The organism is Streptomyces sp. NPDC048514 (assembly GCF_043199955.1).
Taxonomy (GTDB): Bacteria; Actinomycetota; Actinomycetes; order Streptomycetales; family Streptomycetaceae; genus Streptomyces.
In genome coordinates, this window is record NZ_JBICWT010000001.1 from 138,468 (window position 1) to 163,864 (window position 25,397).

Here is a 25,397-nt window from a genome sequence, read left to right on the forward strand (position 1 = left end):
GGATCAGTCCCCTCGGACGGTGACGTCGTCGCCGAGCCGGCCGCGGACCACGTCGAAACGTTTCATGCGTTCCAGCACGGCATCCGCCGTCGGCCGTTCCATCTCGTCCACGATCCGCCCGTCGGCGAGGAACAGCACCAGGTCGGAGTGGGCGGCGGCGCCCGGGTCGTGGGTGACCATGACGACGGTCTGGCCGAGTTCGTCCACGGCGTCGCGCAGGAAGCCGAGCACCTCCAGTCCGGCCCGTGAATCGAGGTTGCCGGTCGGCTCGTCGGCGAAGATCAGTTCGGGCCGGGAGGCCAGCGCCCGCGCGCAGGCGACGCGCTGCTGCTGACCGCCGGAGAGCTGCGCGGGCCGGTGCGACAGTCGCCCGCGCAGTCCGAGGCGGTCGATGACCCGGTCCAGCCACTCGGCATCGGCTCCGCGGCCCGCGATGTCCATCGGCAGGGTGATGTTCTCGGCGGCGGTCAGTGTCGGGATGAGGTTGAACGACTGGAACATGAACCCGATCCGGTCCCGCCGCAGCCGCGTCAGCTCCCGCTCCCGCAGACCCGTGATCTCGGTCCCGCCCAGCCACACCTGACCGGCCGACACGCTGTCCAGGCCCGCCAGGCAGTGCATCAGCGTGGACTTGCCGGATCCCGAGGGGCCCATCACGGCGGTGAACCGGCCCCGCGCGATGTCCACGTCCACCGAGTCCAGGGCGAGGACGGCCGTCTCGCCGGATCCGTAGGCCTTGGTCAGCGCGCGGGCGCGGGCCGCGGCACCGGCGTCCGGCGCACGGCCCGGGAAGTGTTCCGGAGCTGGTGTGGACAAGACCGCCTCCAGGTCGCCTAGAGATCCCGACTCCTTGGTCCGGGCCGAGCCTAGTGTGACCGGTGCCACAGCCGGAATCCCGCGGGGCCGGGGTGTCGGTTTCCCGTCCCCTGGCCGTCGCAGGCGGCCGGCCCGGAGCCCTTGCCGTCGCTAGCGTCCCGGCGCTAGCGTCGAAACATGGCGAAGACCCAGCTGAACGTGCGCGTGGACGAGGGCACCGCCCGCGCGGCCCGCGAACGCGCCGTGGCCCGCGGGATGAGCGTCAACCGCTACATCGAGGAACTGGTCAGACAGGACACCGGGGAGACCGGCCGTACGTTCGTCGAGGCGGCCGCGGACTTCATGAAGCAGTACGAGTCGGTGTTCGCCGAGGAGTTCGCCGAATCCCGGGGCGCCGATACCGGCGACGGCCACCGCTGATCCGTTGGACGAACTCGGCATCGACCTCGCCTGGCTGCTCATGCTCGCCGAACAGCAGACGCCCGGGGACCCGCAGGTCACCGACTGGGGCGCGCTGGTCGCCGCCGTCGCCCGGCACCGGGCGGAGATATTCGGCGTGCCCGTCTACGACAGCCCGCACGCCCGAGCCGCCGCGCTGCTCCAGCTGCTCATCCACGTGCCGGCGCTGGAGCGCGCCAACGCGCTGTTCGCCTCGGCGGTCGCCTACGGCTACCTGGTCGCCGGCGGCGAGAAGGTGGCCACCACCCCCGAGCAGGTCCGCGACCTCGCCCGGCTGGTCAAGGACGGCGCGGCGAGCGTGGACGACATCGCGCGGGAACTGCGCCGCTGGAGCGCGTGATCAGTGGGCGTCCGGCTCGTCCGGTCGCCAGGCGACACCGAGCGCGCAGTACGACGTCGGCAGCGCCGGGCCCTTCTCCGGCAGCGACACCCGCCGGTGCGGGCCGAGGCGGAACCCGGCCCGGCGCAGGGCGGCGACCGGCTCCCGGGACAGATGACAGCCGCCGTTCAGCACGGGCCACACGGTGCGGTCCAAAGTGAGCTGGGTCAGCGTCATCATCCGGCCGCCGCCCCGCCCGTGCTCGAAGAACCGCACCTCGCCGCCCGGCCGGAGCACCCGCCGCACCTCGCCCAGCGCCCGCCCCACGTCCCGCACGCTGCACAGCACCAGCGACAACACGGCCGCGTCGAAGGCCTCGCTCTTGACGGGCAGCGCCTCCGCAGCACCCGGCACCACGTCCACGGGCACTTGGGCACGCAGCGCGGACTCCAGCGCCAGCCGCCTCAGGTGCGACTCCGGTTCGATCGCGACCACTTCCGCGACGGTGCCCGGATAGTGCCCGAAGTTGAGGCCGTTGCCCGCGCCGATCTCGATCACCCGCCCGGACAGCCCGGCGAGCAGCCGCTCGCGCATCCCGGCCATGCCCAGCCGGGTCTCCGCGCCGACGCTCAGCCGGGCGTAGTAGCGGGCGAACAGCGGGTGGTACACGGGACCCCGTGCCACCTTGCCGGAACCCGTGGACGACAGCCGCATGGCAACCTCCGGAGCGGGACGGTCCTGGAAAGAGTGTCCCCCGGCAGGCCCCGGCGCACCCCCCACCGGACGGCTCCCGCACCGAGAGCCCTCGGACCCCGCCCCCCGCCCGGCTGCCGGCGGTCACCCGTACGCCGGCCGGTCTCCCCGAAACCGCGGTGCCGCACCGCTGCGTCGCCGGTGCGCACCGGTCGTCGATCGGTGCGCACCGGTCGTCCACCCGCACGGGCACCGTCCGGCGGATGTCTCGCCGTACGCCCGCGAACGGGTGAAGCGGGCCGCCGGGCTGCCGAACCGGCGGCCCGGCGCCGCGAGGAGCGGGCTAGCCGGCCACTCGGCGGTGAAAGGCCGGCGCGTCCCACGTGCCGTCCAGCCGTGGTGCCAGCCATTGCGGCGCGGCCGTGCGGAAGTCCGCCGGGGCGAGGGCGCCCGCTCCGGCAGGCAGTGCGCCGAGCAGGGGGGCGCCGGCCACCTCCGGCAGGTCCGCCACGTTGCAACGGGCCGCGAGGTCGGGGGAACCGGGCCAGCTGCCGATCACCACACCGGCCAACTCCAGCTCCCGTCGGCGCAGTTCGCGGGCCGTCAGTTCGGTGCTGTTCAGCGTGCCAAGGCCGGCCGGAGCCACGACGAGCACCGGCGCGCTCAGCAGCCGGGCCGCGTCGGCCAGGGTGCCGCCCTCGGCGTCGAACCGGACGAGCAGCCCGCCCGCCCCCTCCACCAGCACCAGATCGTGCTCGGTGGCCAGCTTGGCGGCCCGGTCGGCCACCTCGTGCGGGCGCACCGGAGCCATCCCCGCCCGCCGGGCCGCCGTGCCCGGCGCCAACGGTTCGGGGAAGCGGGCCAGTTCGGCGGCCGTGACCGGCCCCGCGAGCCGGGCCACCTCGTCGGCGTCCCCGCGCTCGTCCGGCCGCACACCCGTCTGGGCGGCCTTCAGCACGGCCACCGAGCGCCCGGCCGCGAGGGCCGCCGCGGCGACGGCCGCGGTGGTGACGGTCTTGCCGACCTCCGTGCCCGTCCCCGTGATCACCAGTACCGGCATCTCATCCCTCCCGCGCCGCGGCGCACACCGCGCCCGCGATCCGTGTCACGTCCTCGTCCGAGGTGATGTACGGCGGCATCGTGTAGATCAGGTCGCGGAAGGGGCGCAGCCACACGCCCGCCCGCACGGCCGCCCGGGTCGCGGCCGTCATGTCGACCTCGTGGTCGAGCTGGACGACCCCGATCGCGCCCAGCACGCGGACGTCCCGCACCCCGGGCAGCTCCGCGGCCGGTGCCAGCCCCTCGCGCAGGCCGGCCTCGATCCGTTTGACCTGCGAGTGCCAGTCCTGGTCCAGCAGCAGGCCGAGGGAGGCACAGGCCACCGCCGCCGCCAGCGGGTTGCCCATGAACGTCGGGCCGTGCGCGAGCACCGGCAGCTCGCCCCGCGAGATGCCGTCGGCGACCCGGGCGGTGCACAAGGTGGCCGCCATCGTGAGGTAGCCGCCGGTCAGCGCCTTGCCCACGCACATGACGTCGGGCGTGACGGCCGCGTGGTCCGCCGCGAACAGGGCGCCGGTGCGGCCGAAGCCGGTGGCGATCTCGTCGAACACCAACAGCACGTCGTGCGCGTCGCACGCCTCGCGCAGCACCCGCAGGTAGCCGGGGGAGTGGAAGCGCATGCCGCCCGCGCCCTGCACCACCGGCTCCACGATCACCGCGGCCAGTTCGTCGGCGTGCCGCGCGATCAGCTCGCGCAGATGCTCGGCGTACGACTCCTCGTACCGGGCCGGCGGCGCGTCCGCGAACACCTGGCGCGGAAGGACGCCGGACCACAGGTCGTGCATCCCGCCCTCGGGGTCGCACACCGACATCGGCTGCCAGGTGTCGCCGTGATAGCCGCCGCGCCAGGTCAGCAGCCGCTGCTTGGCCGGCCGGCCGAGCGAACGCCAGTACTGCAGGCACATCTTCACGGCGACCTCGACCGACACCGACCCCGAGTCGGCAAGGAAGACATGCTCCAGGCCTTCGGGCGACATGTCGACAAGGAGCTTCGCGAGCCGTACGGCGGGCTGGTGCGTGAGACCGCCGAACATCACGTGGCTCATCCGGCCCAGCTGCTCGCGCGCGGCCTCGTTCAGGACCGGGTGGTTGTAGCCGTGGATGGCCGACCACCACGACGACATCCCGTCGATCAGCTCGCCCGAGCCGTCCGCGAGCCGCAGCCGGACCCCGCTCGCCGACTCGACGACGAGCGGTTCGGCGCGTCCGGGCATCGGGCCGTAGGGATGCCAGACGTGCCGTCGGTCCAGCTCCAGCAGCTCGGGCACGCTCAGGTGGGGCAGGTCAGGCATTGGGCGCCAGGTCCGTTCCGGCGCCACGGCGGCGGACGGCGACGAGGTCGGTGCGCGGCTCACCGGCCGCCGGCACGGACGCGGCCTCGGCGGCCGCCTCGGCGGTCGTGGCCGCACTCACCGCGTCGGCCGCCACGGCAGCGCCCACCGGGCCGGCGGCGCCCACCGCGTCCGCGGCCACGGGAACGCTCGCCGTACCGCAGACGCCGCCCTCGTGCGACCCGCAGCCCGCGTCCTCGTGCGACTCGCAGCCTCCGCCCGCGTGCGACCCGCAGCCTGCGCTCTCGTGCGATCCGCACCCGCCCCGCGCCTCGGCCCGGTGCTGCGGCAGCGTCACCTGGTCGGCGCCCTCCACCTCGAACCCGGCGTCCGCGATCATCTCGAGGTCCGCCTTGCCGGCCTGGCCCTCGCTGGTCAGGTAGTCGCCGAGGAAGATGGAGTTGGCCAGGTGCAGGGCAAGCGGCTGCATGCTGCGCAGGTGGACCTCGCGGCCGCCCGCGATGCGGACCTCGACGTCGGGGCAGACGAAGCGGACCATCGCGAGGATGCGCAGGCAGCGCTGCGGGGAGAGGTTCCACTCCTTGGCCAGCGGGGTGCCCTCGAACGGGATGAGGAAGTTCACCGGAACGGAGTCCGGATCCAGCTCGCGCAGCGAGAAGACGACGTCGACCAGGTCCTCGTCGCTCTCGCCCATGCCCGCGATCAGCCCGGAGCAGGCGGACAGCCCGGCCGCGTGCGCCTTGTGCACCGTGTCCACCCGATCGGCGTACGTGTGGGTGGTGGTGATGTCCCCGTACGTGGACTCCGAGGTGTTCAGGTTGTGGTTGTAGGCGTCCGCGCCGGCCTCGCGCAGCCGCTCGGCCTGCCCGTCGGAGAGCAGACCGAGGCAGGCGCACACCTCGACACCCTCGTTCTGGTCCTTGATCGCCTTGATGGTCTGCGAGACCCGGTCCACGTCCCGGTCGGTCGGGCCGCGTCCGCTGGCCACCAGGCACACGCGCTTGGCGCCTCCGGCCAGGCCGGCGGCGGCCGCCTCGGAGGCCTGGTCCGGCTTGAGCCAGGTGTACTTCAGGATGTCGGCCTTGGAACCGAGCCGCTGGGAGCAGTAGGAGCAGTCCTCGGGGCACAGGCCGGACTTGAGGTTGACCAGATAGTTGAGTTTCACCCGTCGCCCGAACCAGTGCCGGCGCAGCTTTCCGGCCGCGGCCACCACTTCGAGCAGGTCGTCGTCGGAGGTGGCCAGCACGGCGAGCGCTTCCTCGCGGGTCGGCAGCTCGCGCCGAAGCCCCTTGTCCACCAGCGTGTTCAGCAGGTCCATGAGGCCCGATCCTGTCCTACGGGACGGCTCTGGGCCAAGGAGAGATCGCACAACAGAGACCGTTCGCCGTGTGGGTATCGCCACACCCTGGGTGGCGGGTCGTGCCGCTAGGGTCTGTCCGCTACCTACAAAAGCACCGGAGGACCCATGGCGTTCGGCTGGATCGACGAGCAGGCCGAGGCGCGCCGCCGCGCCGGACTTGTCCGCACCCTGCGCCCGCGGCCCGCCGACTCGCCCCTGCTGGATCTGGCGAGCAACGACTACCTGGGCCTCGCCCACCACCCGGAGGTCGTCGAGGGGGCGGCCAGGGCCGCCCGGACCTGGGGCGGCGGCTCCACCGGCTCCCGCCTGGTCACCGGCACCACCGAACTGCACTGCGGGCTGGAGCGCGAGCTGGCCGCCTTCTGCGGCTTCGAGGCCGCGCTGGTCTTCTCCTCCGGCTACGCCGCCAACCTGGCGGCGGTGACCACGCTCGGTCCGCACGGCTCCCTGATCGTCTCCGACGCGGGCAACCACGCCTCGCTCATCGACGGCTGCCGGCTCGCCCGGGGCGCCACCCAGGTCGTCGGGCACGCCGACCCGGAGGCCGCCCGCAAGGCCCTGGCCACGCACGCGGGAGCGGCGATCGTCGTCTCCGACACCGTCTTCTCGGTCGACGGCGACCGGGCGCCGCTGGCCGCCCTGGCCGAGGCGTGCCGGGAACACGGCGCCGGCCTGGTCGTGGACGACGCCCACGGTCTCGGTGTGCTGGGCGACGGCGGCCGGGGCGCGCCGTACGCGGCCGGGCTCGCGGGCGCCGACGACGTGGTCGTCACGGCCACCCTGTCGAAGTCGCTGGGCAGCCAGGGCGGGGTCGTGCTCGGGCCGGCCCGGGTGATCGACCATCTCGTCAACGCCGCCCGGACGTTCATCTTCGACACGGGCCTGGCGCCGGCGGCGGCCGGGGCCGCGCTGGCAGCGCTGCGGCTTCTCCAGCGTGAACCGCGGCGGGCGGCGCGGGCCCGTGAGGTGGCCGCGGAACTGCACGCACGGCTGACCGCCGCGGGCCTGGAGGCGGTACGTCCGGACGCCGCGGTGGTCTCCGTACGGGCTCCGTCCCCGGAGCAGGCCGTGCGCTGGGCGGCCGACTGCCGAACGGCAGGGCTGGCCGTGGGCTGCTTCCGCCCTCCCTCCGTGCCCGACGGCATCTCACGACTGAGGCTGACCGCCCGTGCGGACCTCTCCGGGGCCGAGATCGAACGCGCTGTACGTGTGATCGGCGAGACGCGACCATGAGTCGGCGTGACACGGCCGTGCATCGCGCGGGAACGACGGATGGAAGATGAGATCGGTCCCGGTCCGATCAGCGGGGACCGGCCGGCCGGACGCGGAGCGTGGTCACCGCAGCGCGGTCACGAATCCCGCCCAGCTCTCGGGGGAGAAGAGCAGCGCGGGTCCGGCCGGGTCCTTCGAGTCGCGCACGGCGAGCAGTCCGGCCGAGGGCCCGGCGTGCGGCCGGCCCGTCTCCACGCAGTTGTTGGCTCCCGTGCTGTAACTGCTGCGCAGCCATGGCACGTCGTGCAGGTCGGTACTGACGGGGACGTTCCGAGGCAGAGCTGACATGGTGCCTCCTTACGCGCCGGCACCTATCCCGGCGATGTAGTCCAACGAGTCCTCGGGTGAAAGAGCGTGTGCCTGAAGGGTGTCGAAGGCCTCCGAGTAGGCCATCAGGTCTTCTTTCCGCTCCAGGTAGAGGCTACTCGTCAACTGGTCGAGAACAACTACGTCCAGATCAGAAGTGCTCGGAAACGAGAAGATAACGAAAGGTCCGGTCAGGCCGACGTGCGCTCCGGCCCTGAAGGGCAGGATCTGGAGCCGCACCTGGGGCAGCCGGGCGGCCTCGCACAGGCGCTCCAGCTGCCGGGCCATCACCTCGGGACCGCCGACCTCGCGCCGCAGCACCGCCTCGTCGAGCACGGCGCACAGCCTCAGCGGCTGCTGCGACCGCAGCACGTCCTGCCTGGCAAGGCGCACTTCCACCAGCACGTCGAGGCGGTCCTCCGCCAGGTCGTTCACCGCAGCCCGGGTCACCGCGCGGGCGTACTCGGCGGTCTGCAGCAGTCCGGGCACGACCGTGGTCTCCACGGTGCGCATCGCGCTCGCCTGCGACTCCAGGCTGATGTAGTCCCGGTAGGTGGGAGGCAGCACTCCGCGGTAGGCGTGCCACCAGCGGTTGTGGCCACCGGTGTCCTCGGACCCCGCCAGCATCAGCAGCAAGTCGCGCAGGTGCCGGTCGCGCACCTCGTAGGCGTCCAGAAGTAAGCGCAGATCGGCCGGTTTCACCCCGCTGGCGCCGGTCTCGATGCGGCTCACCTTCGACTGGTGCCAGCCGACCAGGTGGGCCGCCTCGCCGCTGGTGAGCCCGGCGCGGGTACGCAGCGTGCGCAGTTCGGCGCCCAGTTTGCGACGGCGTACGGCCGGCCCGTTCTGCATGGGCTCCTCCTTACTCGCTCGGGGCCGCCCAAATAGGGTCTCGCGTCGCAGGGTTCACCGCTTCGAGCGACAGATATATGCATATCTTGGTGGATCGCTCCCCGTGACCGGCCGGTGATGGCAGTCTGACGGCGAAGCACCAGTCCGGGACCGTACTCGAACCATCCGCTCCTCGTCGGACTGCGGTCCCGTGGGAAAGGGACGACGTCGCCATGGCAGACCATCTGGAAGCATCCGTCACTCTGCCGAGCGATCCCGCCTCGGTCTCCGCAGCCCGCACCTACGTCGTGGGGACCCTCGCGGAGTGGGGCCTGCCGTCGGACACCGAAGCCGCGGACACCGTGCGGCTCATCGTCTCCGAACTCGCCACGAACGCCGTACAGCACACCTTCGGGCAGTCACCCACCTTCACGGTCGACATCGCGCTCGACCGTGACGAGAACCTGCGCATCGGTGTCACGGACAGTCATCCCCGCTTCCCCAAGAGACTGCCCGCCGCCGTCCAGCAGGACAACGGGCGCGGCATGGTCATCATCCGCTGTCTCACGGCGGAGTGCGGCGGCAGGCTCCGGATCCGGCCCACCCGCGAGGGCGGCAAGACGGTCCTCATCGAACTGCCCTGGACGATCCCGCTCACACCGGTCACGGCGGTGGGGCAGCGGAAGCCGTAGCCGGCGACGCGCACGGTCCGCGGGGCCGGGCGTCGGCGGGCGCAACCGCGGCGCACGCCGGTGACGCACACCGCCCCGGGCCGCCCCAGGGCGCAGGGCGGCCACCGGGGCTGCGCCGGCGGCGCAGCGGGGAGCGGCCCGGCCGCCGGAGCCGCTCCCGCCCGGTGCCGGGTCAGCTGACCCGGCCGTACCAGACGCTCCTGGTCCAGATCTTCTGCAACCGCACCACGTCACCGGTCCTGGGGGCGTGCCAGATCTTGCCGTGGCCGGCGTAGATGCCGACGTGGTAGACGCTGGATCCCGAATGGAAGAAGACCAGGTCGCCCGCCCTGCGGCTCCTGGAAGAGATGTGGTGGGTCTTGTTGTACTGCTGTGCGGCGGTGCGCGGCAGCTTCTTGCCCGCCTTCTTGAACGAGTAGAGCGTCAGCCCCGAGCAGTCGAACCTGCGCGGCCCGGTGGCCCCGTACCGGTACGGGGCGCCCTTCTTGGACGCGGCGACCCTCAGTGCCTTCGTCGCCATGGTCGCGGCCGAGGCGTCTGTGGCGAGGCCCGGAACCACGATCGAGCCGCCCACGGCGGCGAGGGTGAGTGCCGAGGCCGTGCCGGCCCGGGCCATCAGCGACGGGACACGATTGAGCGCAGTCATGCGCAACCCTTCGTCAGCCGCCTGTGAAGGATGACCTGTCGGATTCGGGCTGGCGAAGTAGCCCGGCCGCGTTGCCACGGCTTCACCCCAAGGGCTGCTCGGAACGTCCGGCCGTCTGCGACGTGCAGACGAACATCTGTTCCGGCGACCCGTCTTGCTCGGGTCCTCCACTCCTGCCGATCCACTCCTGTCGACCGGTCATCCGGGCGGCGGCAGGACTCGGCGTCCGCCCGGACCGCCCCGCCGCGGTGGCGGGGGCTTGTCGTCAGACAGGGATCTTGGCTCACAGTTGTCCGAAAATCCCAACGGAACCGTGTGTTTGTGGCGTTACTCACCACTCACCCGTTCGGGTGGACAGGGCTGTGTTCGAGGGATCGTCAAGTCCCGTACGTAGCCTCTGACCTGGGGCGGAGCATCTTCCGGCGAAGCGCGGACCGGTCGCGCGCGCAACTCGGGAGGCTCGTGGAAGCACTCGGATGTACCCCGGTCGGCGGTACGTCGTTCGGGCCGTTTCAACTTCGGCCCGAACGACACGCCGACGCGGGGAACCCGTCGGCCCGGAGCTGCGTCCCGCTCAGCCGGCGCCGCCGGGCGGGAGCGCGACGCGCGCGGTGCGGCGCTCACCGTCCAGCACCAGCAAGGCCCGTGCCAGCGTGTCCCCGTGCAGCTCCGTCTCGCCCCGCTGATGCATCAGTGCGAGCGCGTCGCGCAACTCGGCCGCCTTGCGCACCAGCGCCTGCGCGGCACGCAGCCCGCGGTAGGTGTCCCCGCGCCGCGCCGGGTTGATCCGGCCCAGCAGGTCGACCGCCTCGAGGTAACGGTCGATCAACTCGCCCTCCGCGCGGGTCAGCGCGGGCAGGGGCGGCAGCTCCGGCGGCAGCATTCCGCGCTCACCCCGCAGCCGGAGCGCCGGGCGCCGACCGGCGGCTGGGCACGATGCCGTCCACCAGGCCGTAGGCCAGCGCGCCGGGCGCGTCCAGGACCAGGACCCGCTCCAGGTCCCGGTGGACCTGCTCCGCCGTGCGCCCCGTGTGCCGTACGAGCATCCGCTCGGTCAGGTCGCGGGTGCGGGCCAGCTCCTCGGCCTGGATCGCCAGGTCGCTGGGCTGACCACGCACCGGCTCCGGCAGTGCCGGCTGTTCGAGCACCATCCGCGCCCCCGGCAGGGCGAACCGCTTGCCCGGGGTGCCGGCCGCGAGCAGCACCGCGGCGACGGACACGGCCTGTCCCAGGCAGTAGGTCGCCACGTCGCAGCCGACGTACCGCATCGTGTCGTAGACCGCCGTCAGGGCGCTGAAGGAGCCGCCGGGGGAATTGACGTACAGCGTGATGTCCCGGTCCGGGGCCGTGTGTTCGAGGTACATGAACTGCGCCGCTAGGTCGTTCGCCGCGGCCTCGTCGACCGGCGTCCCGAGGAAGACGATCCGGTCCTCGAAGAGCCTGCCGTACGGATCGAGCGTGCGCGCCCCCGTCCCGGTGCGCTCGGTGAACTCCGGCAGGACATGACGGGCGAACGGTCGGGACATGGACACACCCCTTCTCGCGGCGAGGCCCCCCTGGGCCCCGGCTTCTGTAAAAAATGTACAGGACGTACATGACGTTATGATGGGGGCATGGCCTACGAGATTCCGGTGACACAAGCCAGGGCTGAGCTCGCCGACCTGATCAACCGGGTGGTGTACGGCGGCGAGCGGGTCGTCGTGACCCGGCACGGCAAGCCGCTGGTCGCGCTGGTCTCGGCCGCCGATCTGGAGCGGCTGGACGCGCTCGACGGGCCGGCCGAGGAGCAGGTCGTCAGCACCGTCTCGGGGATGCGTGAGGCCGGTTCCGCCACTCGCGAACAGCGGAGGTTCGGCATCGCGGCCGAGCATCGCGGGCCGGCCGGGTCCTGAGCCACGCCGGTATGCGGCAGCCCATCGCGCGGTCATGGGCCGATCAAGGTCTGGTTAACGTCGCTGAAACTCCGGCGCTCTAGCCTGCCGATCCACGCCACCAGGGGTTTTTCTGCCCGGGATTGACGACGATCCGGGCATTTGTCTGTGTGTTACATCTATCCCGTCGCGGTGGCAGCGGCAGCCGGGCCCCGCACGGTCCGGAGCAAGGACTGTGAGGTGGGACGTGCAACTTACCCCGCACGAGCAAGAGAGGCTGCTGATCCATGTGGCGGCCGACGTGGCCGAGAGGCGCAGGGCCCGCGGGCTCAGGCTCAACCACCCGGAAGCGGTCGCGCTCATCACGTCGCACATCCTGGAGGGCGCCCGGGACGGCCGCACCGTCGCCGAGCTGATGTCCTCCGGTCGCAAGATCCTCACCAGGGACGACGTCATGGACGGGATCCCGGAGATGATCCACGACGTCCAGGTCGAGGCCACCTTCCCGGACGGCACCAAGCTCGTCACCGTGCACGAGCCGATCATCTGAGGGGCCGCGATGATTCCCGGAGACATCCTGTTCGCGGACGAGCCCGTCAACTTCAACGAAGGCCGCGAGGTCACCCGTCTGACGGTTCTCAACGCCGCCGACCGGCCGGTCCAGGTGGGCTCCCACTACCACTTCGCCGAGGCCAACCCCGGCCTGGAGTTCGACCGCGCCGCGGCCCGCGGCAAGCGGCTGAACATCGCCGCCGGCACCGCCGTGCGCTTCGAGCCCGGCATTCCCGCCGCCGTCGAGCTGGTCCCCCTGGCCGGCGCCCGGATCGTGCCCGGTCTGCGCGGCGAGACGAAAGGCGCCCTCGATGCCTGAGATCTCCCGCGCCGCCTACGCCGACCTGTTCGGCCCCACCACCGGCGACCGCATCCGGCTCGCCGACACGGACCTGCTGATCGAGATCGAGGAGGACCGCTCCGGTGGCCCCGGCGCCTCCGGGGACGAGGCCGTCTTCGGCGGCGGCAAGGTCATCCGCGAGTCCATGGGGCAGTCCCGGGCCACCCGGGCCGAGGGCACCCCGGACACCGTGATCACCGGTGTCGTCGTCGTCGACCACTGGGGCGTCGTCAAGGCCGACGTCGGCATCCGCGACGGCCGGATCACCGCCCTCGGCAAGGCCGGCAACCCCGACACCATGGACGGCGTCCACCCCGACCTGGTCATCGGCCCCGAGACCGAGATCATCGCCGGCAACGGGCGGATCCTGACCGCCGGTGCCATCGACGCGCACGTCCACTTCATCTGCCCCCAGGTCGCCGACGAGGCGCTGTCCTCCGGGATCACCACCCTGGTCGGCGGCGGCACCGGTCCCGCCGAGGGGTCCAAGGCGACGACCGTGACGCCCGGCCCCTGGCACCTGGCCCGGATGCTGGAGGCGATGGAGGCCTACCCGGTCAACGTCGGCTTCCTCGGCAAGGGCAACACCGTCTCGCAGGAGGCGATGCTCTCCCAGATCCGCGGCGGCGCCGTCGGCCTCAAGCTGCACGAGGACTGGGGCTCCACCCCGGCCGTCATCGACGCGGCGCTCACCGTCGCCGACCGCACCGGCATCCAGGTCGCCATCCACACGGACACCCTGAACGAGGCGGGCTTCGTCGGCGACACCCTCGCCGCGATCGCCGGCCGGGGCATCCACTCGTACCACACCGAAGGCGCCGGCGGCGGGCACGCGCCGGACATCATGACCGTGGTCTCCCGGCCGAACGTGCTGCCCAGCTCCACCAACCCGACCCGGCCGTTCACCGTCAACACCGCCGAGGAACACCTCGACATGCTGATGGTGTGCCACCACCTCAACCCGGCGGTGCCGGAGGACCTGGCGTTCGCCGAGTCCCGGATCCGGCCGTCCACCATCGGCGCCGAGGACATCCTCCACGACCTCGGCGCGATCTCGATCATCTCCTCCGACGCCCAGGCCATGGGCCGGGTCGGGGAGGTCGTCCTGCGCACCTGGCAGACGGCCCACGTGATGAAGGGCCGCCGCGGAGCGCTCCCGGGCGACGGACGGGCGGACAATCACCGGGTACGGCGTTATGTCGCCAAGTACACGATCAACCCGGCGCTCGCCCAGGGCCTCGCCGCCGAGATCGGCTCCGTCGAGACCGGCAAACTGGCCGACCTGGTGCTGTGGGAGCCCGCGTTCTTCGGGGTCAAGCCGCTCCTGGTCATCAAGGGCGGCCAGATCGCGTACGCGCAGATGGGAGACGCCAACGCCTCCATCCCCACCCCGCAGCCGATCCTGCCCCGCCCGATGTACGGCGCGATCGGCCGGGCCCCGGCCGCCAACTCCGTCAACTTCGTCGCCCCTGCGGCGATCGAGGACGGACTGCCGGACCGGCTGCGGCTCGGCAAGCGCTTCGTGGCGATCGAGTCGACGCGCGCGGTCACCAAGGCCGACATGCGCGAGAACGACGCCCGGCCGGACGTCCGGATCGACCCCGACAGCTTCGCCGTGCACATCGACGGCGAGCTGGTCGAGGCCGTTCCGGCGGCCGAACTGCCCATGGCCCAGCGTTACTTCCTCTTCTGATGAGCAGGGCAGCCCTGCTCGTCCTGGCCGACGGCCGCTTCCCCGCCGGAGGGCACGCGCACTCCGGCGGGGCGGAGGCCGCCGTCAAGGCGGGCCGCATCACGTCCGCCGCGAGCCTGGAGGACTTCTGCCGGGGCCGGGCGCACACCGCCGGGCTGGTCGCGGGGGCACTGGCCGCCGCCGCAGCGCTGGGCGCCGACCCCCGGGAGCTGGACGCGGCGGCGGACGCCCGGACACCCTCGCCCGCCCTGCGAGCCGCCGCGCGCCGGCTCGGACGGCAGCTGACGCGGGCGGCCCGGGCGACCTGGCCTTCGGCCGAACTCGACCTCTTGGCACGGCACTTCCCCAAGGGGGCGCATCAGCCGGTCGTGCTCGGCCTCGCCGCCCGGTCGGCCGGTCTCGGCCCCGAGGACGCCGCGTACTGCGCGGCCTACGAGAGCGTCGGCGGACCGGCCACCGCCACGGTGCGCCTGCTGAGCCTCGACCCGTTCGAGGCGACCGGCGTCCTGGCCCGGCTGGCGCCGGAGCTGGATCGCGTCGCGGACTCGGCGGTGGCGGCGGCGCGCCGAGTCGCCGCCGAGGGTGCCGACGCCCTGCCCGCCGCTTCCGGGCCCCTGCTGGAGATGGGCGCCGAATGGCACGCCGGCTGGCCGGTGCGGCTGTTCGCGTCCTGACCCGGCCCGGCCTCCCCACCCCATTCACCCGGACCACGAGCGGCCCCGGCCGGCACCGGTGCGCTCACCCAAGGAGCCGAACATGCACCTCGACCACACCCACCCCGGCCCCGCGGCCATCGGCGCGGACGCCCACCGGCCCGACGGAACCCGGCGCGCGCTGCGCATCGGGCTCGGCGGGCCGGTCGGATCGGGCAAGACCGCCACCGTCGCCGCGCTCTGCCGGACGCTGCGCGACCAGCTGTCCCTCGCGGTCGTCACCAACGACATCTACACCCGTGAGGACGCCGAATTCCTGCTCAGGGAAGCGGTGCTGCCGCCCGAGCGGATCACCGCCGTGGAGACCGGGGCCTGCCCGCACACCGCCATCCGCGACGACATCTCCGCCAATCTCGAAGCCGTCGAGGACCTGGAGGACACGGTCGGCCCGCTGGACCTGATCCTCGTCGAGTCCGGTGGCGACAACCTCACCGCGACCTTCTCCAAGGGGCTCGTGGACGCGCAGATCTTCGTGATCGACGTGGCCGGCGGCGACGACATCCCGCGCAAGGGCGGACCCGGCGTGACCACCGCCGACCTGCTCGTCGTCAACAAGACCGACCTCGCCCCCCACGTCGGCTCCGACCTCGCCCGGATGGCCGCCGACGCGAAGGCGCAGCGGGCCGAACTCCCGGTGGTCTTTCAGTCGTTGCGCGCGGACTCCGGAGTCGCCGACGTGGCCGCCTGGGTCCGGGAACGGCTCGCCGCGTGGACGGCGTGACGGCCGCCGGGGTCCGGGCGGGCGCACGGATCGTCGCCCGGTCCGACGGCCGCGGCGGTACGGCGCTGCCCGTGCTGGACGGCGAGGGACCGCTGGCGCTGCGCCGCACCCGGGCCGGCGGGGCCGAGGCGAAGGTCATGGTCGTCGGCGCGATGAGCGGCCCGCTCGGCGGCGACCACTTCACCCTGACCGCGCGGGTGGAGGACGGCGCCCGGCTGCACGTGGGGTCGGCCGCCGCCACCATCGCGCTGCCGGGCCAGACCAAGGGCGCGGCTCGCTACGACGTGCGGCTCGACGTGGCCGACGACGCCGAACTGCTCTGGCTGCCCGAGCAGTTGATCTCGGCCGGGGGGAGCGACCTGTATGTCACCACGCGGGCCGAACTCGCGGCAGGGGCGCGGTTCGTGCTGCGCGAGGAGCAGGTGCTCGGGCGCGCGGGGGAGGAACCCGGGCGGCTCACCAGCCGGCTGACCGTACGCGTGGCGGGCCGGACCGTGCTGGATCAGGAGCTGTCCTGCGGGCCCGGCGCACCGGGCGGCTGGGACGGCCCCGCCGTGCTCGCCGGGCATCGTGCCGTGGGTCAACTCGTAGTGGTGACACCCGAGTTCGCGACCCGCCCGGTTGCCGCCCGGATGCTGGGGGAGTGCGCCGCGCTGGTGCCGCTGGCCGGGCCCGCCGCCCTGGTGAGCGCGGTCGCTCCCGACGCGCTGCGCCTGCGGCGACTGCTGGACGAGGCACGGGCACTGCTCGCCGGCTGAGCGCCGCCCGGTGAGCGGGACGCGATCATCCGGTTATCGGAATGGTAAAGAAGGGTGGCAACCCCTGTTCTCAGACAGCTCACAGCCGAGAGGATCCCCGCCTGACCAACTCGCAGCGAGGTACGGGGAGGGCCCCCTTGAGGGAGAACAGACCGAAGAGCCGCCTGCTGGCGCTCAGTTCGGCCGGTGCACTGGTCACCGCGACCCTGATCGCCGGCGCGGTCTCGGCCCCCGCGGCCGGTGCCGCGAGCCGGGCCGGTCATGACCGTGAGGCCGCGGGCGCCAGGACGGCCGCGGCCCGGGCGGCCCACGCCGGTGTCCACTGGCAGGACTGCCCGGCCGACTGGGGGCTGGCCAAGCCCATCCAGTGCGGCTGGGTCAGCGTGCCGGTCGACTACGCCCACCCCTACGGCAAGCAGATCAAGCTCGCCGTGGACCGCATCGGCAACACCGGCACCAAGAACGAGCGCCAGGGCGCCCTCGTCTACAACCCGGGCGGGCCGGGCGGATCCGGCCTGCGCTTCCCGACCCGGGTCACCGGCAAGAACCCGGTCTGGGCGAACGTCGCCAAGGCCTACGACTTCGTCGGCTTCGACCCGCGCGGCGTCGGGCACTCGGCGCCCATCTCCTGCATCGATCCCCAGGAGTTCGTCAAGGCACCCAAGGCCGACCCGGTGCCGGACAGCGAGGCGGACAAGCGGGCACAGCGCAAGCTGGCCCGCGAGTACGCCGAGGGCTGCGCCGAGCGCAGCGGCGCCCTGCTGCCGCAGATGACCACGCCGAACACCGCCCGCGACCTGGACGTCATCCGCGCCGCACTGGGCGAGAGGAAACTCAACTACCTCGGCGTCTCCTACGGCACCTACCTCGGGGCCGTCTACGGCACCCTCTTCCCCGGCCACCTGCGCCGCATGGTCGTCGACAGCGTGGTCGACCCCGCCCGCGAGAACATCTGGTACGAGGCGAACCTGAACCAGGACATCGCCTTCGAGGGCCGCTGGAAGGACTGGGAGGACTGGGTCGCCGCGAACGACGCCGCCTTCCACCTCGGCACCACGCGCGCCGCGGTCCAGGCCAAGTGGCTGAAGCTGCGCGCCACCGCCAAGCAGCACCCGCTCGGCGGGGTCGTCGGCCCGGCCGAGCTGATCTCCTTCTTCCAGAGCGCGCCGTACTACGACTCCTCGTGGGTCCCGGTCGCGTCGGTCTTCGGCAAGTACTACGCCGGTGACACCCAGGCGCTCGTCGACGCGGCCTCCCCCGACCTGTCGGACACCGCGGGCAACATCGCCTCGGAGAACTCCAACGCCGTCTACACGGCGGTCGAGTGCACCGACGCCAAGTGGCCCACCAGCTGGCGCAAGTGGGACCGGGACAACACCCGGCTCGACAAGGACTATCCGTTCATGACCTGGGCCAACGCCTGGATGAACCTGCCCTGCGCCACCTGGCCGGCCAAGCAGCGGACCCCCGTCGAGGTCGGCACCCACAAGGGCCTGCCCAAGGTGCTGATCGTGCAGTCCACCCGGGACGCGGCCACCCCGTACGCCGGCGCCGTCGAACTGCACGAGCGCTTCAAGGGCTCCCGCCTGATCACCGAGCGGGGCGCGGGCTCCCACGGTGTGACCGGCCTGGTCAACCCCTGCATCAACCAGCGCGTCGACGCCTACCTGGTCGACGGGAAGCTGGACGGCGAGGACGTGACCTGCACGCCGCACGCCACGCCCAAGCCGTAACGACACCGGTACGGCGACGAGGGGCGGCCGGGACTCCCGGCCGCCCCTCACCCGCTCCCGCCCGTCACCGCGGGTCCGGCCCGTCCCCGGGGCTCCCGCCCGTCACCTCCGGTCCGGGCCGTCGCCGGGGCTCCCGCCCGTCACTGGCGGTCCGGGTCCCGGCCGGGGCTCATGCCCGGAGCCAGGCGTCCTCCGCCGCGTAGTTGAACACGTCGCCGTAGGCCTGGACCACCTTCGGATACACCGCCCGCCAGTCCTGTCCGGCGAGCCGGCGCTCGATCGAGGCCACGGTCTCCGGCAGCGAGCCGGCGTACCCGACCACCGGGCGGTACCCCAGTTCGCGCTCCGCCGCCGCCATGTCGAAGACGACGGGGTACGGCACCGACCACGGCGTCGCACCCACTCCTGGCGCCGGGGCGGGCCCGTCCACCAGGATCGACTCGTTCGCCACGCCCATCACCGCGTCGATCGCCGCGCCGATCTCGGCGACGGTGGGCGCCTCGGGGTCGCAGGCGTTCAGCACCCGCGAGCCCGGCCGCGACGCCGCAAGACGGATCAGTTCCGCGATGTTGCGCGCGCTCGCCGGATGGAAGCGGCTCCGTCCGCCGTACGCGAGCACCCGCCTGCCCCGCCCGTCCAGGTTCCGCTTGACGAAGTACAGCTCGCGAGGGCTGCGGCAGTGCGGCCCGTGGATCGCGCCCGCCCGCAGCAGTGTCGTCGGCAACCGGTCGCCCGCCGCGAGGAGTTCACGCTCCAGAGCGGCCTTGCGGGTGCTGTAGGTGGTCTCACCGGCGGCCACCGTCGCATGCGTCTCCGGCGTGGGCACCGGGTACCGGGGGAAGCCGTCCGGCTGGTCCTGGGTGTCGAAGCCGCGGCCCTCGCCGTCCTCGTACACCGACACGCTGGAGATCACCACGGCCGAACCGACCCGGTCGGCCAGTGCGGTCAACTGCCGGGCGTGCGCCGCCCCGTAGGCGACGATGTCGACCAGCACGTCACAGCCGGCGCCGACCACCTCCGCCAGCGCCCGCTCGTCCTCCCGGTCGAGCCGAACCGCCCGCACCTCCTCGGGCCAGGCCCCGTCCCGGCCCCCGCCGTGCGAGGCGGCCGTCACCTCCCAGCCGTCCCGCGCCAGCGCTTCCACCGCCGGACGCCCGATCTGCCCGTTCGCCCCGATCACCACAGCACGCTTCATGACGCGACCGTACGGCCACGGGGCCGCCCCTGCCACGGCGTTCTGCCGACGGCAGACGCGGTCAGCCGAGCGGCGCCCGGGGGAACCTGCGCTTCTCCGCCGCCTGCCGCTCCTTGACGACCGCCGCGTACTCGTCGACGTACTCCTGCCCGGACAGGGCCAGGATCGCGTACATGATCTCGTCGGTGACGGCCCGCAGGACCGTCTTCTCGTTCTCCATCCCGGCATAGCGCGAGAAGTCGAGCGCCTCGCCGAAGCGAATGGCGACCGGGCGGATCCGGGGGACGACCCTGCCGGGCGGCTGGGCCTCGAACGTGCCGATCATCGCGCAGGGCACCACCGGGACCCCGGCCCTCAGCGCCATGACGGCGACGCCCACCTTGCCCTTGTACAGCCGGCCGTCGTGCGAACGGGTGCCCTCCGGGTAGATGCCGAGCAGCTCGTCCTTGGCCAGTACCCCGAGGCCCTCGCGGATCGCGGCCCGGCCCGCGTCCTTCCCGGAGCGGTCCACCGGAATCTGCCCGGCGCTGCGGAAGAAGAACGCGGTGAGCCGGCCCTTGACCCCCGGTCCGGTGAAGTACTCCGCCTTGGCGAGGAAGGTGATGCGGCGCTTCAGGATGGCCGGCATCAGGAAGTGGTCCGAGAACGACAGATGGTTGCCGGCGACGATCGCGGCGCCCTCGGCGGGCACATGGTCCAGGCCCTCGATCCTGGGCCGGAAGACCAGTCTGAGCAGGGGGCCGAGCAGCACGTACTTGAGCAGGTGGTAGAACAACGGGTCGCTCCTCATTCCGACGGATCGGCTCAACCGCCGCGTTCTAGCAGGTCAACCAGCGTGTTATGGGGGGTCAGTGTAGGTGCAGCGGCAGTCGCGCGGAACCTGGCCCGGCCGTGTGGACGCCGGCGTACACGCTTTCCCGCCCGGCGGCGCACCATCCCGCGCGCATCACGGTGCGCCCCCCCGTCCGCCCCGCCGTCCGCCTCGTACCATGTCCTCGATGCCCGGCTGCCGACCGCACGTTCCGCGCCCGCCCCAGCGGCGGCACCGCGCGCTGCTCGTGCTGGCGGTGCTGGCCGGGCTCCTGGGCATGCACGCGCTGGCGCCCGGCGGAGGCCTGGCACACCCGGAGCACATCCGCTCCCCGAAACCGGCCGCCGTCGTGAGCATGCCCGACGACTGCCCGGGTGGCGACGGCCACTGCGGAGACCACCCGCACCACGCCGACCCCACCTGCGCCTCGGGCGCGGTGACCGGCGGCCCGCAGCCGCCCGCGCTGCTCGCGGACCCCGTGACCGGCCCGGTACCGGCCCACCTCGCCCGCTCCCGGGCGGCCGAGGCGCCCGAAGGCGCGCGCGGCCCGCCGTCGCTGGCCCAACTCCAACTCCTGCGGATCTAGAGGCCGCCGCGGCCCCGGATCTTCTCCGCCGTCCGGCGGAGCGCGTTCGGCGGCCGTGCCCGCGCGTGCCCCACATCCCTTCACCCAGCAGGAGTTGCAGCATGACCACCCGTACCCCGATGCGCCGTGCCACCCTGATCGCGGTCACCGCGGCGGCCGCCCTCGTCCTCTCCGCCTGCGGCGACGACCGGGCCGGTCGCGACGGCCGCACCGCCGCCCACCACGGAGCGTCCGCGTCCGCCACCGGCCACAACGCCCAGGACGTCGCCTTCGCGCAGGGCATGGTCCCGCACCACCGGCAGGCCCTGGAGATGGCGCGGCTCGCCGCCGACCGGGCCTCCTCGGCCCGCGTGCGGGACCTCGCCACCCGCATCGAGAAGGCCCAGGCCCCCGAGATCCGCACGCTGACCGGCTGGCTCGACGCCTGGGGTGAGCAGGCCCCCGAGGCCGGCATGGACCACTCGGGCCACGCCGGGTCGGCCGGGATGACCGGGATGACCGGGATGATGAGCGACGGTGACATGGCGGCTCTGAAGAAGGCCACCGGCGAGGAATTCGACACGGCGTTCCTGTCCCTGATGACCGAACACCACCGGGGCGCCGTCGAGATGGCCCGCACCGAGCGGGCCAAGGGCGCGTACGGGCCCGCCGAGCGCATGGCGGACGGCATCGTCACCGCGCAGAACGCCGAGATCAAGGAGATGAACCAGCTCCTCGGCGCCCGCTGACCGAGCGCGCGGGGGCCGGCGCCCATGGCACCGGCCCCCGCCCACGGTCCGTCAGGTCAGCACCTTCTCGAGCGCCGCGAGCGCGGAGCCCAGCTCCTCCGCCGTGATGGTCAGCGGCGGCGCCAGCCGGATCGTGGAGCCGTGGGTGTCCTTGACCAGCACACCCTCCCGCATCAGCCGCCGGCTGACCTCGCGCCCGGTGCCGATCGCCGGGTCGACGTCGACCCCCGCCCACAGCCCGCGCGAGCGGAAACCGAGCACACCCTTGCCGACCAGCCCGGCCAGCCCGTCCCGCAGCAGCACGCCCAGCTCGGCGGCCCGGCGCTGGAACTCGCCGGTCTCCAGCAGCTCGACCACGGCCGTGCCGACCGCGGCGGCGAGCGGGTTGCCGCCGAACGTCGAGCCGTGCTCACCCGGGTGGAGCACGCCCAGCACCTCACGCCGGGCCACGACCGCCGACACCGGCACGATGCCGCCCCCGAGCGCCTTGCCGAGCAGCAGCACGTCCGGGACGACGTCCTCGTGCTCGACGGCGAGGGTGCGGCCGGTGCGGCCGAGTCCCGACTGGATCTCGTCGGCGACGAACAGACAGCCCTTGCGCCGGGTCAGCTCGCGCACGCCGGCGAGATAGCCGTCGTCCGGGACGACCACGCCCGCCTCGCCCTGGATGGGCTCGATCAGCACCGCGGCGGTCGTGTCGTCGACCGCCGCCTCCAGCGCGGCCAGGTCGTTGTACGGCACGATCCGGAAGCCCGGCGTGAACGGTCCGAAGCCCGCCCGGGCCGTCTCGTCGGTGGAGAAGCTGACGATGGTCGTCGTCCGGCCGTGGAAGTTCTCCGCGGCGACCACGATCGTCGCCCGGTCGGCCGGTACGCCCTTCACGTCGTACGCCCACTTGCGGGCCACCTTGACGCCGCTCTCCACCGCCTCGGCGCCGGTGTTCATCGGCAGGACCATGTCCAGGCCGGTCAGCTCCGCCAGCCGCTCCGCGAACTCGGCGAGCCGGTCGTTGTGGAAGGCGCGGGAGGTGAGCGTCAGCCGGTCCAGCTGGCGGTGCGCGGCCTCGATCAGCGCCGGATGCCGATGGCCGAAGTTGAGCGCCGAGTAGCCGGCGAGCATGTCGAGATAGCGGTTGCCCTCGACGTCCTCCACCCAGGTGCCCTCGGCGCGGGCCACCACCACGGGCAGCGGGTGGTAGTTGTGCGCGAGTACGGGTTCCTCCGCCCGGATCAGGTCGGCGGACGTACGCGTGCGCGCGGGTGCGGTCATCAGCGGATCTCCTGGGTGCAGCACTTGATGCCACCGCCGGCCTTGTGCAGCTCGGACAGATCGACGGGGACGGGGACATAACCGTGGTCGGTGAGGCGCTCGGCCAGGGCCTCGGCGCGGGGCGCGATGAAGACGTTGCGGCCGTCGGACACCGAGTTCAGCCCGAACGTCATCGCGTCGTCCCGGGTGGCGAGCACCGCGTCCGGGTACAGGCGCCGCAGCACCTCCCGGCTGCCCTGCGAGAACGCCTCCGGGTAGTAGCAGACGTTGTCGTCGTCCAGCACGAACAGCGCCGTGTCCAGGTGGTAGAAGTACGGGTCCACCAGGGTCAGGCCGATCACCGGGTGGCCGAGGAACTCCTGCACCTCCCGGTGCGCCTCGCGGGTGGTGCGGAATCCGGTGCCCGCGAGCACGTACCGGCCCGTCCACACCAGGTCGCCCTCACCCTCGGACACCGACTCGGGGCGGTACACGTCGTAGCCCGCCCCCTTGAACCAGGTGTCGTAGTGCACCGACTCCGGACGCCGCTCCGGCGCGTGGAAGAGGGAGCCGAAGACCCGGCCGCCCACCACGAACGCGGCGTTCGCGGAGAAGACCATGTCGGGCAGGCCGGGGACCGGCTCCAGCGACTCGACGGTGTGACCGTGGTCGCGGTAGGCACGGATCAGCGTCTGCCACTGCTCCTGAGCGAGATCCACGTCGATGGGCCGGTCGGGCCGCATCCAGGGATTGATCGCGTACTGAACCGCGAAATGTCTGGGTTCACAGACGAGAAAGCGCCGAAGGCGCGGCACACGGCTCTCGGGCACAGAGGGTTTCCTCCGTTTTCCTGTGCGTCACTACGGGGTGAGACCACGGTAGGAACCGAAGGAGACGGACGACAAGCGAGAAGAGCTGCGCGCGTGCGCAGCATCGCTGCGTCCTCACGACGCAGGACGCACGAGAACTGCGCATGATCGGGGCTACACCGGCGCGGCATGGGTGGCACCGGCTTCCGGGCTTTCCGGGAGGAGGTGGGACAGCACCATCACGCTGATCGTCTTCCGGATGAACGGTTCGGCCCGGATGCGCTCCAGCACCTCCTCGAAGTGCTCCACATCCCGCGCCCGCACGTGCAGCAGGGCGTCGGCGCCGCCGGTCACCGTCATGGCCGCCGTGATCTCCGGATGGTTGCGGACGACCTCGGCCAGCCGCCGCGGCGGGGCCGCGCCCTCGCAGTACACCTCGACGTACGCCTCCGTGCGCCAGCCGAGTGCCACCGGCTTGACCGTCGCCGTGAACCCGGTGATCACCCCGGTCTCGCGCAGCCGGTCCACGCGCCGCTTGACCGCGGTGGCGGACAACCCCACACCCGCGCCGATCTCGGCGAAGCTGGTCCGGGCGTTCGTCATCAGCGCGGTGATGATCTTGCGGTCGAGGTCGTCGAACGAGGGCGTCCTGCTGTTCATGCGGGCACTGTAGCCAGCGGCGCCCCGCGAAGGGCCTCAGGACTGCGTGACGACCATGGCGAGTGTCAGCAGGCCCAGCACCACCCATCCGAACCACAGCCAGCCGTTGCTGCCGAGCGCGACCGTGTAGGCGGTCACGACGACGAGCCCGCCGACCGTGAGCACCCCCATCGTCCTGGTGGAACCGTTCGTGGAACCGGGCATCGCGACACCCTCCTCATGGTCCGTCCTCCACCATGGTGCCCCGACTCCGGCCCGAAGGGGATACGTCCGCCTAACCCCGGCGTGCGTTCAGCGAGGCGAGATAGGCGTTGTACGCCTCCAGCTCCTTGTCCCCGTCCCGGTCCGCGGCCCGGTCCTTGCGCCTGGCCTGCCGCTGCTCGGAGCCGTACCACTGGAACAGCAGGGCGATCAGCACCAGCACGGACGGGACCTCGCTGAACGCCCACGCGATGCCGCCGGCCGCGTTCTGGTCGGACAGCGCGTCGATGCCGAGCGAGGCGGGCGGGTTCTCGAAGGTCTCCACCATCGGCGTCGACGCCATCATCAGCGCGATGCCGAAGAACGCGTGGAACGGCATGCCCGCGAACAGCTCCAGCATCCGCATCAGGTACCCCGGCCGGTGCGGGCCCGGGTCCACACCGATGATCGGCCAGAAGAACACGACGCCCACCGCGAGGAAGTGCACCATCATCCCGATGTGCCCGGTCTTCGAGCCCATCAGGAAGTCGAAGATCGGAGTGAAGTACAGGGCGTACAGGCTCGCGATGAACAGCGGGATGGTGAACGCCGGGTGGGTGACGACCCGCATGTACCGGCTGTGCAGCAGGGCCAGCAGCAGCTCGCGCGGCCCCTTGCGGCCCTTGCCGGCGGCCGGCAGCGCGCGCAGCGCCAGGGTGACCGGGGCGCCGAGCAGGATCAGGATCGGCGACAGCATGCTGATCACCATGTGCTGCACCATGTGCACGCTGAACATGACCATGCCGTAGTCGTTGAGCTTGGTGCACATCACCAGCGCGATGGTGAGCACACCGACGGCGTACGACACCGTACGGCTGACGGGCCACGCGTCACCGCGCCGCCGCAGCCGCGCCACGCCCCAGCCGTACAGCGCCAGCCCGGCCAGGCAGGCGACGAGGAAGAAGGGCTCGGTCGACCACTCGAGCCCTCGTGCCAGCGTGAACGGCGGCAGATCCATGGTCATGCCGTGCCCGCTGTGATCCATCCGCCGGCT

The 25,397-nt window shown here is 72.5% G+C and carries 31 protein-coding genes and 1 riboswitch; of the genes, 14 read left to right on the forward strand and 17 right to left on the reverse strand.

Annotated elements, in window-relative coordinates; all coding sequences use genetic code 11:
* Positions 1-3: 3 nt before the first annotated feature.
* Complete coding sequence (locus ACGFT2_RS00610; protein ID WP_393272007.1) at positions 4-816, reverse strand: ABC transporter ATP-binding protein; 813 nt, start codon at positions 814-816, stop codon at positions 4-6.
* A gap of 177 nt (positions 817-993) precedes the next feature.
* On the opposite strand from ACGFT2_RS00610, the gene ACGFT2_RS00615 reads away from it, so the two are divergent.
* On the forward strand, positions 994-1,236 hold the full coding sequence (locus ACGFT2_RS00615; protein ID WP_393272009.1) for a toxin-antitoxin system HicB family antitoxin: 243 nt from the start codon (positions 994-996) through the stop codon (positions 1,234-1,236).
* Positions 1,237-1,240: 4 nt separating this feature from the next.
* The gene (locus tag ACGFT2_RS00620) at positions 1,241-1,615 is read left to right on the forward strand and encodes a fic family toxin-antitoxin system, toxin component (protein WP_393272010.1); all 375 of its coding nucleotides are present in this window, start codon (positions 1,241-1,243) and stop codon (positions 1,613-1,615) included.
* On the opposite strand, the gene ACGFT2_RS00625 is transcribed toward ACGFT2_RS00620, so the two are convergent.
* From ACGFT2_RS00625 to bioB, 4 genes are all read right to left on the reverse strand, one after another.
* Positions 1,616-2,308: a class I SAM-dependent methyltransferase gene (locus tag ACGFT2_RS00625; RefSeq protein WP_393272012.1), complete on the reverse strand. Its 693-nt coding sequence runs from the start codon at positions 2,306-2,308 to the stop codon at positions 1,616-1,618. It lies immediately after the preceding gene.
* A 322-nt stretch (positions 2,309-2,630) separates the two neighbouring features.
* Complete coding sequence (gene bioD / locus ACGFT2_RS00630; RefSeq protein ID WP_393272014.1) at positions 2,631-3,347, reverse strand: dethiobiotin synthase; 717 nt, start codon at positions 3,345-3,347, stop codon at positions 2,631-2,633.
* Between the two features lies 1 nt (position 3,348).
* A complete protein-coding gene (locus ACGFT2_RS00635; protein ID WP_393272016.1) occupies positions 3,349-4,638 on the reverse strand; it encodes an adenosylmethionine--8-amino-7-oxononanoate transaminase in 1,290 nt (429 codons plus the stop codon).
* The gene (gene bioB, locus ACGFT2_RS00640; protein ID WP_393272017.1) at positions 4,631-5,956 is read right to left on the reverse strand and encodes a biotin synthase BioB; all 1,326 of its coding nucleotides are present in this window, start codon (positions 5,954-5,956) and stop codon (positions 4,631-4,633) included. Before bioB ends, ACGFT2_RS00635 begins: the two co-directional genes overlap by 8 nt.
* A 147-nt stretch (positions 5,957-6,103) precedes the next feature.
* Between bioB and ACGFT2_RS00645 the strand changes: the two genes are divergently transcribed.
* Positions 6,104-7,231: an 8-amino-7-oxononanoate synthase gene (locus tag ACGFT2_RS00645; protein ID WP_393272019.1), complete on the forward strand. Its 1,128-nt coding sequence runs from the start codon at positions 6,104-6,106 to the stop codon at positions 7,229-7,231.
* A gap of 102 nt (positions 7,232-7,333) precedes the next feature.
* On the opposite strand, the gene ACGFT2_RS00650 is transcribed toward ACGFT2_RS00645, so the two are convergent.
* Positions 7,334-7,558 carry a DUF397 domain-containing protein gene (locus ACGFT2_RS00650; protein ID WP_393272021.1) on the reverse strand — a complete coding sequence of 75 codons (225 nt, stop codon included), beginning with the start codon at positions 7,556-7,558 and terminating at the stop codon, positions 7,334-7,336.
* 9 nt (positions 7,559-7,567) lie between these two features.
* Positions 7,568-8,428 (reverse strand): helix-turn-helix domain-containing protein, encoded by an 861-nt coding sequence (locus ACGFT2_RS00655; protein WP_393272023.1) that lies wholly within the window; start codon positions 8,426-8,428, stop codon positions 7,568-7,570.
* A 212-nt stretch (positions 8,429-8,640) separates the two neighbouring features.
* Here ACGFT2_RS00655 and ACGFT2_RS00660 point away from each other — a divergent pair, with 212 nt between their 5' ends.
* Positions 8,641-9,099 (forward strand): ATP-binding protein, encoded by a 459-nt coding sequence (locus ACGFT2_RS00660; protein WP_393272024.1) that lies wholly within the window; start codon positions 8,641-8,643, stop codon positions 9,097-9,099.
* A gap of 172 nt (positions 9,100-9,271) precedes the next feature.
* Here the strand turns inward: ACGFT2_RS00660 and ACGFT2_RS00665 are convergent, their stop codons facing one another.
* The 3 genes from ACGFT2_RS00665 to ACGFT2_RS00675 all read right to left on the reverse strand — a co-directional run bounded on the left by ACGFT2_RS00665 (position 9,272) and on the right by ACGFT2_RS00675 (position 11,271).
* A complete protein-coding gene (locus ACGFT2_RS00665; RefSeq protein ID WP_393272025.1) occupies positions 9,272-9,745 on the reverse strand; it encodes a C40 family peptidase in 474 nt (157 codons plus the stop codon).
* Positions 9,746-9,748: 3 nt separating this feature from the next.
* Positions 9,749-9,980, reverse strand: a riboswitch (cyclic di-AMP (ydaO/yuaA leader).
* A gap of 339 nt (positions 9,981-10,319) precedes the next feature.
* Positions 10,320-10,628 carry a hypothetical protein gene (locus ACGFT2_RS00670; RefSeq protein WP_393272027.1) on the reverse strand — a complete coding sequence of 103 codons (309 nt, stop codon included), beginning with the start codon at positions 10,626-10,628 and terminating at the stop codon, positions 10,320-10,322.
* A gap of 7 nt (positions 10,629-10,635) precedes the next feature.
* The gene (locus ACGFT2_RS00675) at positions 10,636-11,271 is read right to left on the reverse strand and encodes an ATP-dependent Clp protease proteolytic subunit (RefSeq protein ID WP_393272028.1); all 636 of its coding nucleotides are present in this window, start codon (positions 11,269-11,271) and stop codon (positions 10,636-10,638) included.
* A gap of 87 nt (positions 11,272-11,358) precedes the next feature.
* On the opposite strand from ACGFT2_RS00675, the gene ACGFT2_RS00680 reads away from it, so the two are divergent.
* The 8 genes from ACGFT2_RS00680 (at position 11,359) to ACGFT2_RS00715 (ending at position 18,126) form a co-directional block, all read left to right on the forward strand.
* A complete protein-coding gene (locus ACGFT2_RS00680; protein ID WP_393272030.1) occupies positions 11,359-11,637 on the forward strand; it encodes a type II toxin-antitoxin system Phd/YefM family antitoxin in 279 nt (92 codons plus the stop codon).
* Between the two features lie 226 nt (positions 11,638-11,863).
* Positions 11,864-12,166 carry an urease subunit gamma gene (locus ACGFT2_RS00685; RefSeq protein ID WP_393272032.1) on the forward strand — a complete coding sequence of 101 codons (303 nt, stop codon included), beginning with the start codon at positions 11,864-11,866 and terminating at the stop codon, positions 12,164-12,166.
* A gap of 9 nt (positions 12,167-12,175) precedes the next feature.
* Positions 12,176-12,487, forward strand: coding sequence for an urease subunit beta (locus tag ACGFT2_RS00690; protein ID WP_393272034.1), 312 nt, complete (start codon positions 12,176-12,178; stop codon positions 12,485-12,487).
* Entirely contained in the window at positions 12,480-14,201 is a 1,722-nt protein-coding gene (locus tag ACGFT2_RS00695) for an urease subunit alpha (protein ID WP_393272035.1), read from the forward strand. The genes ACGFT2_RS00690 and ACGFT2_RS00695 overlap by 8 nt, the downstream gene beginning before the upstream one ends.
* A complete protein-coding gene (locus ACGFT2_RS00700) occupies positions 14,201-14,875 on the forward strand; it encodes an urease accessory protein UreF (protein ID WP_393272037.1) in 675 nt (224 codons plus the stop codon). The genes ACGFT2_RS00695 and ACGFT2_RS00700 overlap by 1 nt, the downstream gene beginning before the upstream one ends.
* Positions 14,876-14,957: 82 nt before the next feature.
* A complete protein-coding gene (gene ureG, locus ACGFT2_RS00705) occupies positions 14,958-15,635 on the forward strand; it encodes an urease accessory protein UreG (RefSeq protein WP_393272039.1) in 678 nt (225 codons plus the stop codon).
* Entirely contained in the window at positions 15,632-16,393 is a 762-nt protein-coding gene (locus tag ACGFT2_RS00710) for an urease accessory protein UreD (RefSeq protein WP_393272892.1), read from the forward strand. The genes ureG and ACGFT2_RS00710 overlap by 4 nt, the downstream gene beginning before the upstream one ends.
* Before the next feature lie 137 nt (positions 16,394-16,530).
* Positions 16,531-18,126, forward strand: coding sequence for an alpha/beta hydrolase (locus tag ACGFT2_RS00715; protein ID WP_393272041.1), 1,596 nt, complete (start codon positions 16,531-16,533; stop codon positions 18,124-18,126).
* Positions 18,127-18,295: 169 nt separating this feature from the next.
* On the opposite strand, the gene ACGFT2_RS00720 is transcribed toward ACGFT2_RS00715, so the two are convergent.
* Both ACGFT2_RS00720 and ACGFT2_RS00725 read right to left on the reverse strand, forming a co-directional pair.
* Entirely contained in the window at positions 18,296-19,321 is a 1,026-nt protein-coding gene (locus tag ACGFT2_RS00720; RefSeq protein ID WP_393272043.1) for an NAD-dependent epimerase/dehydratase family protein, read from the reverse strand.
* Positions 19,322-19,382: 61 nt separating this feature from the next.
* The gene (locus ACGFT2_RS00725; RefSeq protein ID WP_393272045.1) at positions 19,383-20,096 is read right to left on the reverse strand and encodes a lysophospholipid acyltransferase family protein; all 714 of its coding nucleotides are present in this window, start codon (positions 20,094-20,096) and stop codon (positions 19,383-19,385) included.
* A gap of 223 nt (positions 20,097-20,319) precedes the next feature.
* Between ACGFT2_RS00725 and ACGFT2_RS00730 the strand changes: the two genes are divergently transcribed.
* Positions 20,320-20,718, forward strand: a complete 399-nt coding sequence (locus tag ACGFT2_RS00730) for a DUF6153 family protein (protein WP_393272046.1) — start codon at positions 20,320-20,322, stop codon at positions 20,716-20,718.
* A 101-nt stretch (positions 20,719-20,819) separates the two neighbouring features.
* The gene (locus tag ACGFT2_RS00735; protein ID WP_393272048.1) at positions 20,820-21,446 is read left to right on the forward strand and encodes a DUF305 domain-containing protein; all 627 of its coding nucleotides are present in this window, start codon (positions 20,820-20,822) and stop codon (positions 21,444-21,446) included.
* Positions 21,447-21,497: 51 nt separating this feature from the next.
* On the opposite strand, the gene rocD is transcribed toward ACGFT2_RS00735, so the two are convergent.
* From rocD to ACGFT2_RS00760, 5 genes are all read right to left on the reverse strand, one after another.
* Positions 21,498-22,715, reverse strand: a complete 1,218-nt coding sequence (gene rocD, locus ACGFT2_RS00740) for an ornithine--oxo-acid transaminase (RefSeq protein ID WP_393272050.1) — start codon at positions 22,713-22,715, stop codon at positions 21,498-21,500.
* The gene (gene ddaH, locus ACGFT2_RS00745; RefSeq protein ID WP_393272052.1) at positions 22,715-23,524 is read right to left on the reverse strand and encodes a dimethylargininase; all 810 of its coding nucleotides are present in this window, start codon (positions 23,522-23,524) and stop codon (positions 22,715-22,717) included. The genes rocD and ddaH overlap by 1 nt, the downstream gene beginning before the upstream one ends.
* Positions 23,525-23,677: 153 nt before the next feature.
* Entirely contained in the window at positions 23,678-24,163 is a 486-nt protein-coding gene (locus ACGFT2_RS00750; RefSeq protein WP_393272053.1) for an Lrp/AsnC family transcriptional regulator, read from the reverse strand.
* 36 nt (positions 24,164-24,199) lie between these two features.
* Positions 24,200-24,367, reverse strand: a complete 168-nt coding sequence (locus tag ACGFT2_RS00755) for a hypothetical protein (RefSeq protein WP_393272054.1) — start codon at positions 24,365-24,367, stop codon at positions 24,200-24,202.
* A 70-nt stretch (positions 24,368-24,437) separates the two neighbouring features.
* On the reverse strand, positions 24,438-25,388 hold the full coding sequence (locus tag ACGFT2_RS00760; RefSeq protein ID WP_393272056.1) for a cytochrome c oxidase assembly protein: 951 nt from the start codon (positions 25,386-25,388) through the stop codon (positions 24,438-24,440).
* Positions 25,389-25,397: the final 9 nt, after the last annotated feature.

Excerpts from the sequence above, each read along its gene's own strand:
- bioD (WP_393272014.1), bottom strand. The coding sequence starts at position 3,347 with ATGCCGGTACTGGTGATCACGGGGACGGGCACGGAGGTCGGCAAGACC.
- ACGFT2_RS00680 (WP_393272030.1), top strand. The coding sequence starts at position 11,359 with ATGGCCTACGAGATTCCGGTGACACAAGCCAGGGCTGAGCTCGCCGAC.
- ACGFT2_RS00730 (WP_393272046.1), top strand. The coding sequence starts at position 20,320 with ATGCCCGGCTGCCGACCGCACGTTCCGCGCCCGCCCCAGCGGCGGCAC.
- ACGFT2_RS00655 (WP_393272023.1), bottom strand. The coding sequence starts at position 8,428 with ATGCAGAACGGGCCGGCCGTACGCCGTCGCAAACTGGGCGCCGAACTG.
- ACGFT2_RS00755 (WP_393272054.1), bottom strand. The coding sequence starts at position 24,367 with ATGCCCGGTTCCACGAACGGTTCCACCAGGACGATGGGGGTGCTCACG.
- rocD (WP_393272050.1), bottom strand. The coding sequence starts at position 22,715 with ATGACCGCACCCGCGCGCACGCGTACGTCCGCCGACCTGATCCGGGCG.
- ACGFT2_RS00735 (WP_393272048.1), top strand. The coding sequence starts at position 20,820 with ATGACCACCCGTACCCCGATGCGCCGTGCCACCCTGATCGCGGTCACC.
- ACGFT2_RS00625 (WP_393272012.1), bottom strand. The coding sequence starts at position 2,308 with ATGCGGCTGTCGTCCACGGGTTCCGGCAAGGTGGCACGGGGTCCCGTG.
- ACGFT2_RS00720 (WP_393272043.1), bottom strand. The coding sequence starts at position 19,321 with ATGAAGCGTGCTGTGGTGATCGGGGCGAACGGGCAGATCGGGCGTCCG.
- ureG (WP_393272039.1), top strand. The coding sequence starts at position 14,958 with ATGCACCTCGACCACACCCACCCCGGCCCCGCGGCCATCGGCGCGGAC.
- ACGFT2_RS00650 (WP_393272021.1), bottom strand. The coding sequence starts at position 7,558 with ATGTCAGCTCTGCCTCGGAACGTCCCCGTCAGTACCGACCTGCACGAC.
- ACGFT2_RS00635 (WP_393272016.1), bottom strand. The coding sequence starts at position 4,638 with ATGCCTGACCTGCCCCACCTGAGCGTGCCCGAGCTGCTGGAGCTGGAC.
- ACGFT2_RS00645 (WP_393272019.1), top strand. The coding sequence starts at position 6,104 with ATGGCGTTCGGCTGGATCGACGAGCAGGCCGAGGCGCGCCGCCGCGCC.
- ACGFT2_RS00690 (WP_393272034.1), top strand. The coding sequence starts at position 12,176 with ATGATTCCCGGAGACATCCTGTTCGCGGACGAGCCCGTCAACTTCAAC.
- ACGFT2_RS00760 (WP_393272056.1), bottom strand. The coding sequence starts at position 25,388 with ATGGATCACAGCGGGCACGGCATGACCATGGATCTGCCGCCGTTCACG.
- bioB (WP_393272017.1), bottom strand. The coding sequence starts at position 5,956 with ATGGACCTGCTGAACACGCTGGTGGACAAGGGGCTTCGGCGCGAGCTG.
- ACGFT2_RS00665 (WP_393272025.1), bottom strand. The coding sequence starts at position 9,745 with ATGACTGCGCTCAATCGTGTCCCGTCGCTGATGGCCCGGGCCGGCACG.
- ACGFT2_RS00675 (WP_393272028.1), bottom strand. The coding sequence starts at position 11,271 with ATGTCCCGACCGTTCGCCCGTCATGTCCTGCCGGAGTTCACCGAGCGC.
- ACGFT2_RS00750 (WP_393272053.1), bottom strand. The coding sequence starts at position 24,163 with ATGAACAGCAGGACGCCCTCGTTCGACGACCTCGACCGCAAGATCATC.
- ACGFT2_RS00670 (WP_393272027.1), bottom strand. The coding sequence starts at position 10,628 with ATGCTGCCGCCGGAGCTGCCGCCCCTGCCCGCGCTGACCCGCGCGGAG.
- ACGFT2_RS00615 (WP_393272009.1), top strand. The coding sequence starts at position 994 with ATGGCGAAGACCCAGCTGAACGTGCGCGTGGACGAGGGCACCGCCCGC.
- ACGFT2_RS00700 (WP_393272037.1), top strand. The coding sequence starts at position 14,201 with ATGAGCAGGGCAGCCCTGCTCGTCCTGGCCGACGGCCGCTTCCCCGCC.
- ACGFT2_RS00660 (WP_393272024.1), top strand. The coding sequence starts at position 8,641 with ATGGCAGACCATCTGGAAGCATCCGTCACTCTGCCGAGCGATCCCGCC.
- ACGFT2_RS00695 (WP_393272035.1), top strand. The coding sequence starts at position 12,480 with ATGCCTGAGATCTCCCGCGCCGCCTACGCCGACCTGTTCGGCCCCACC.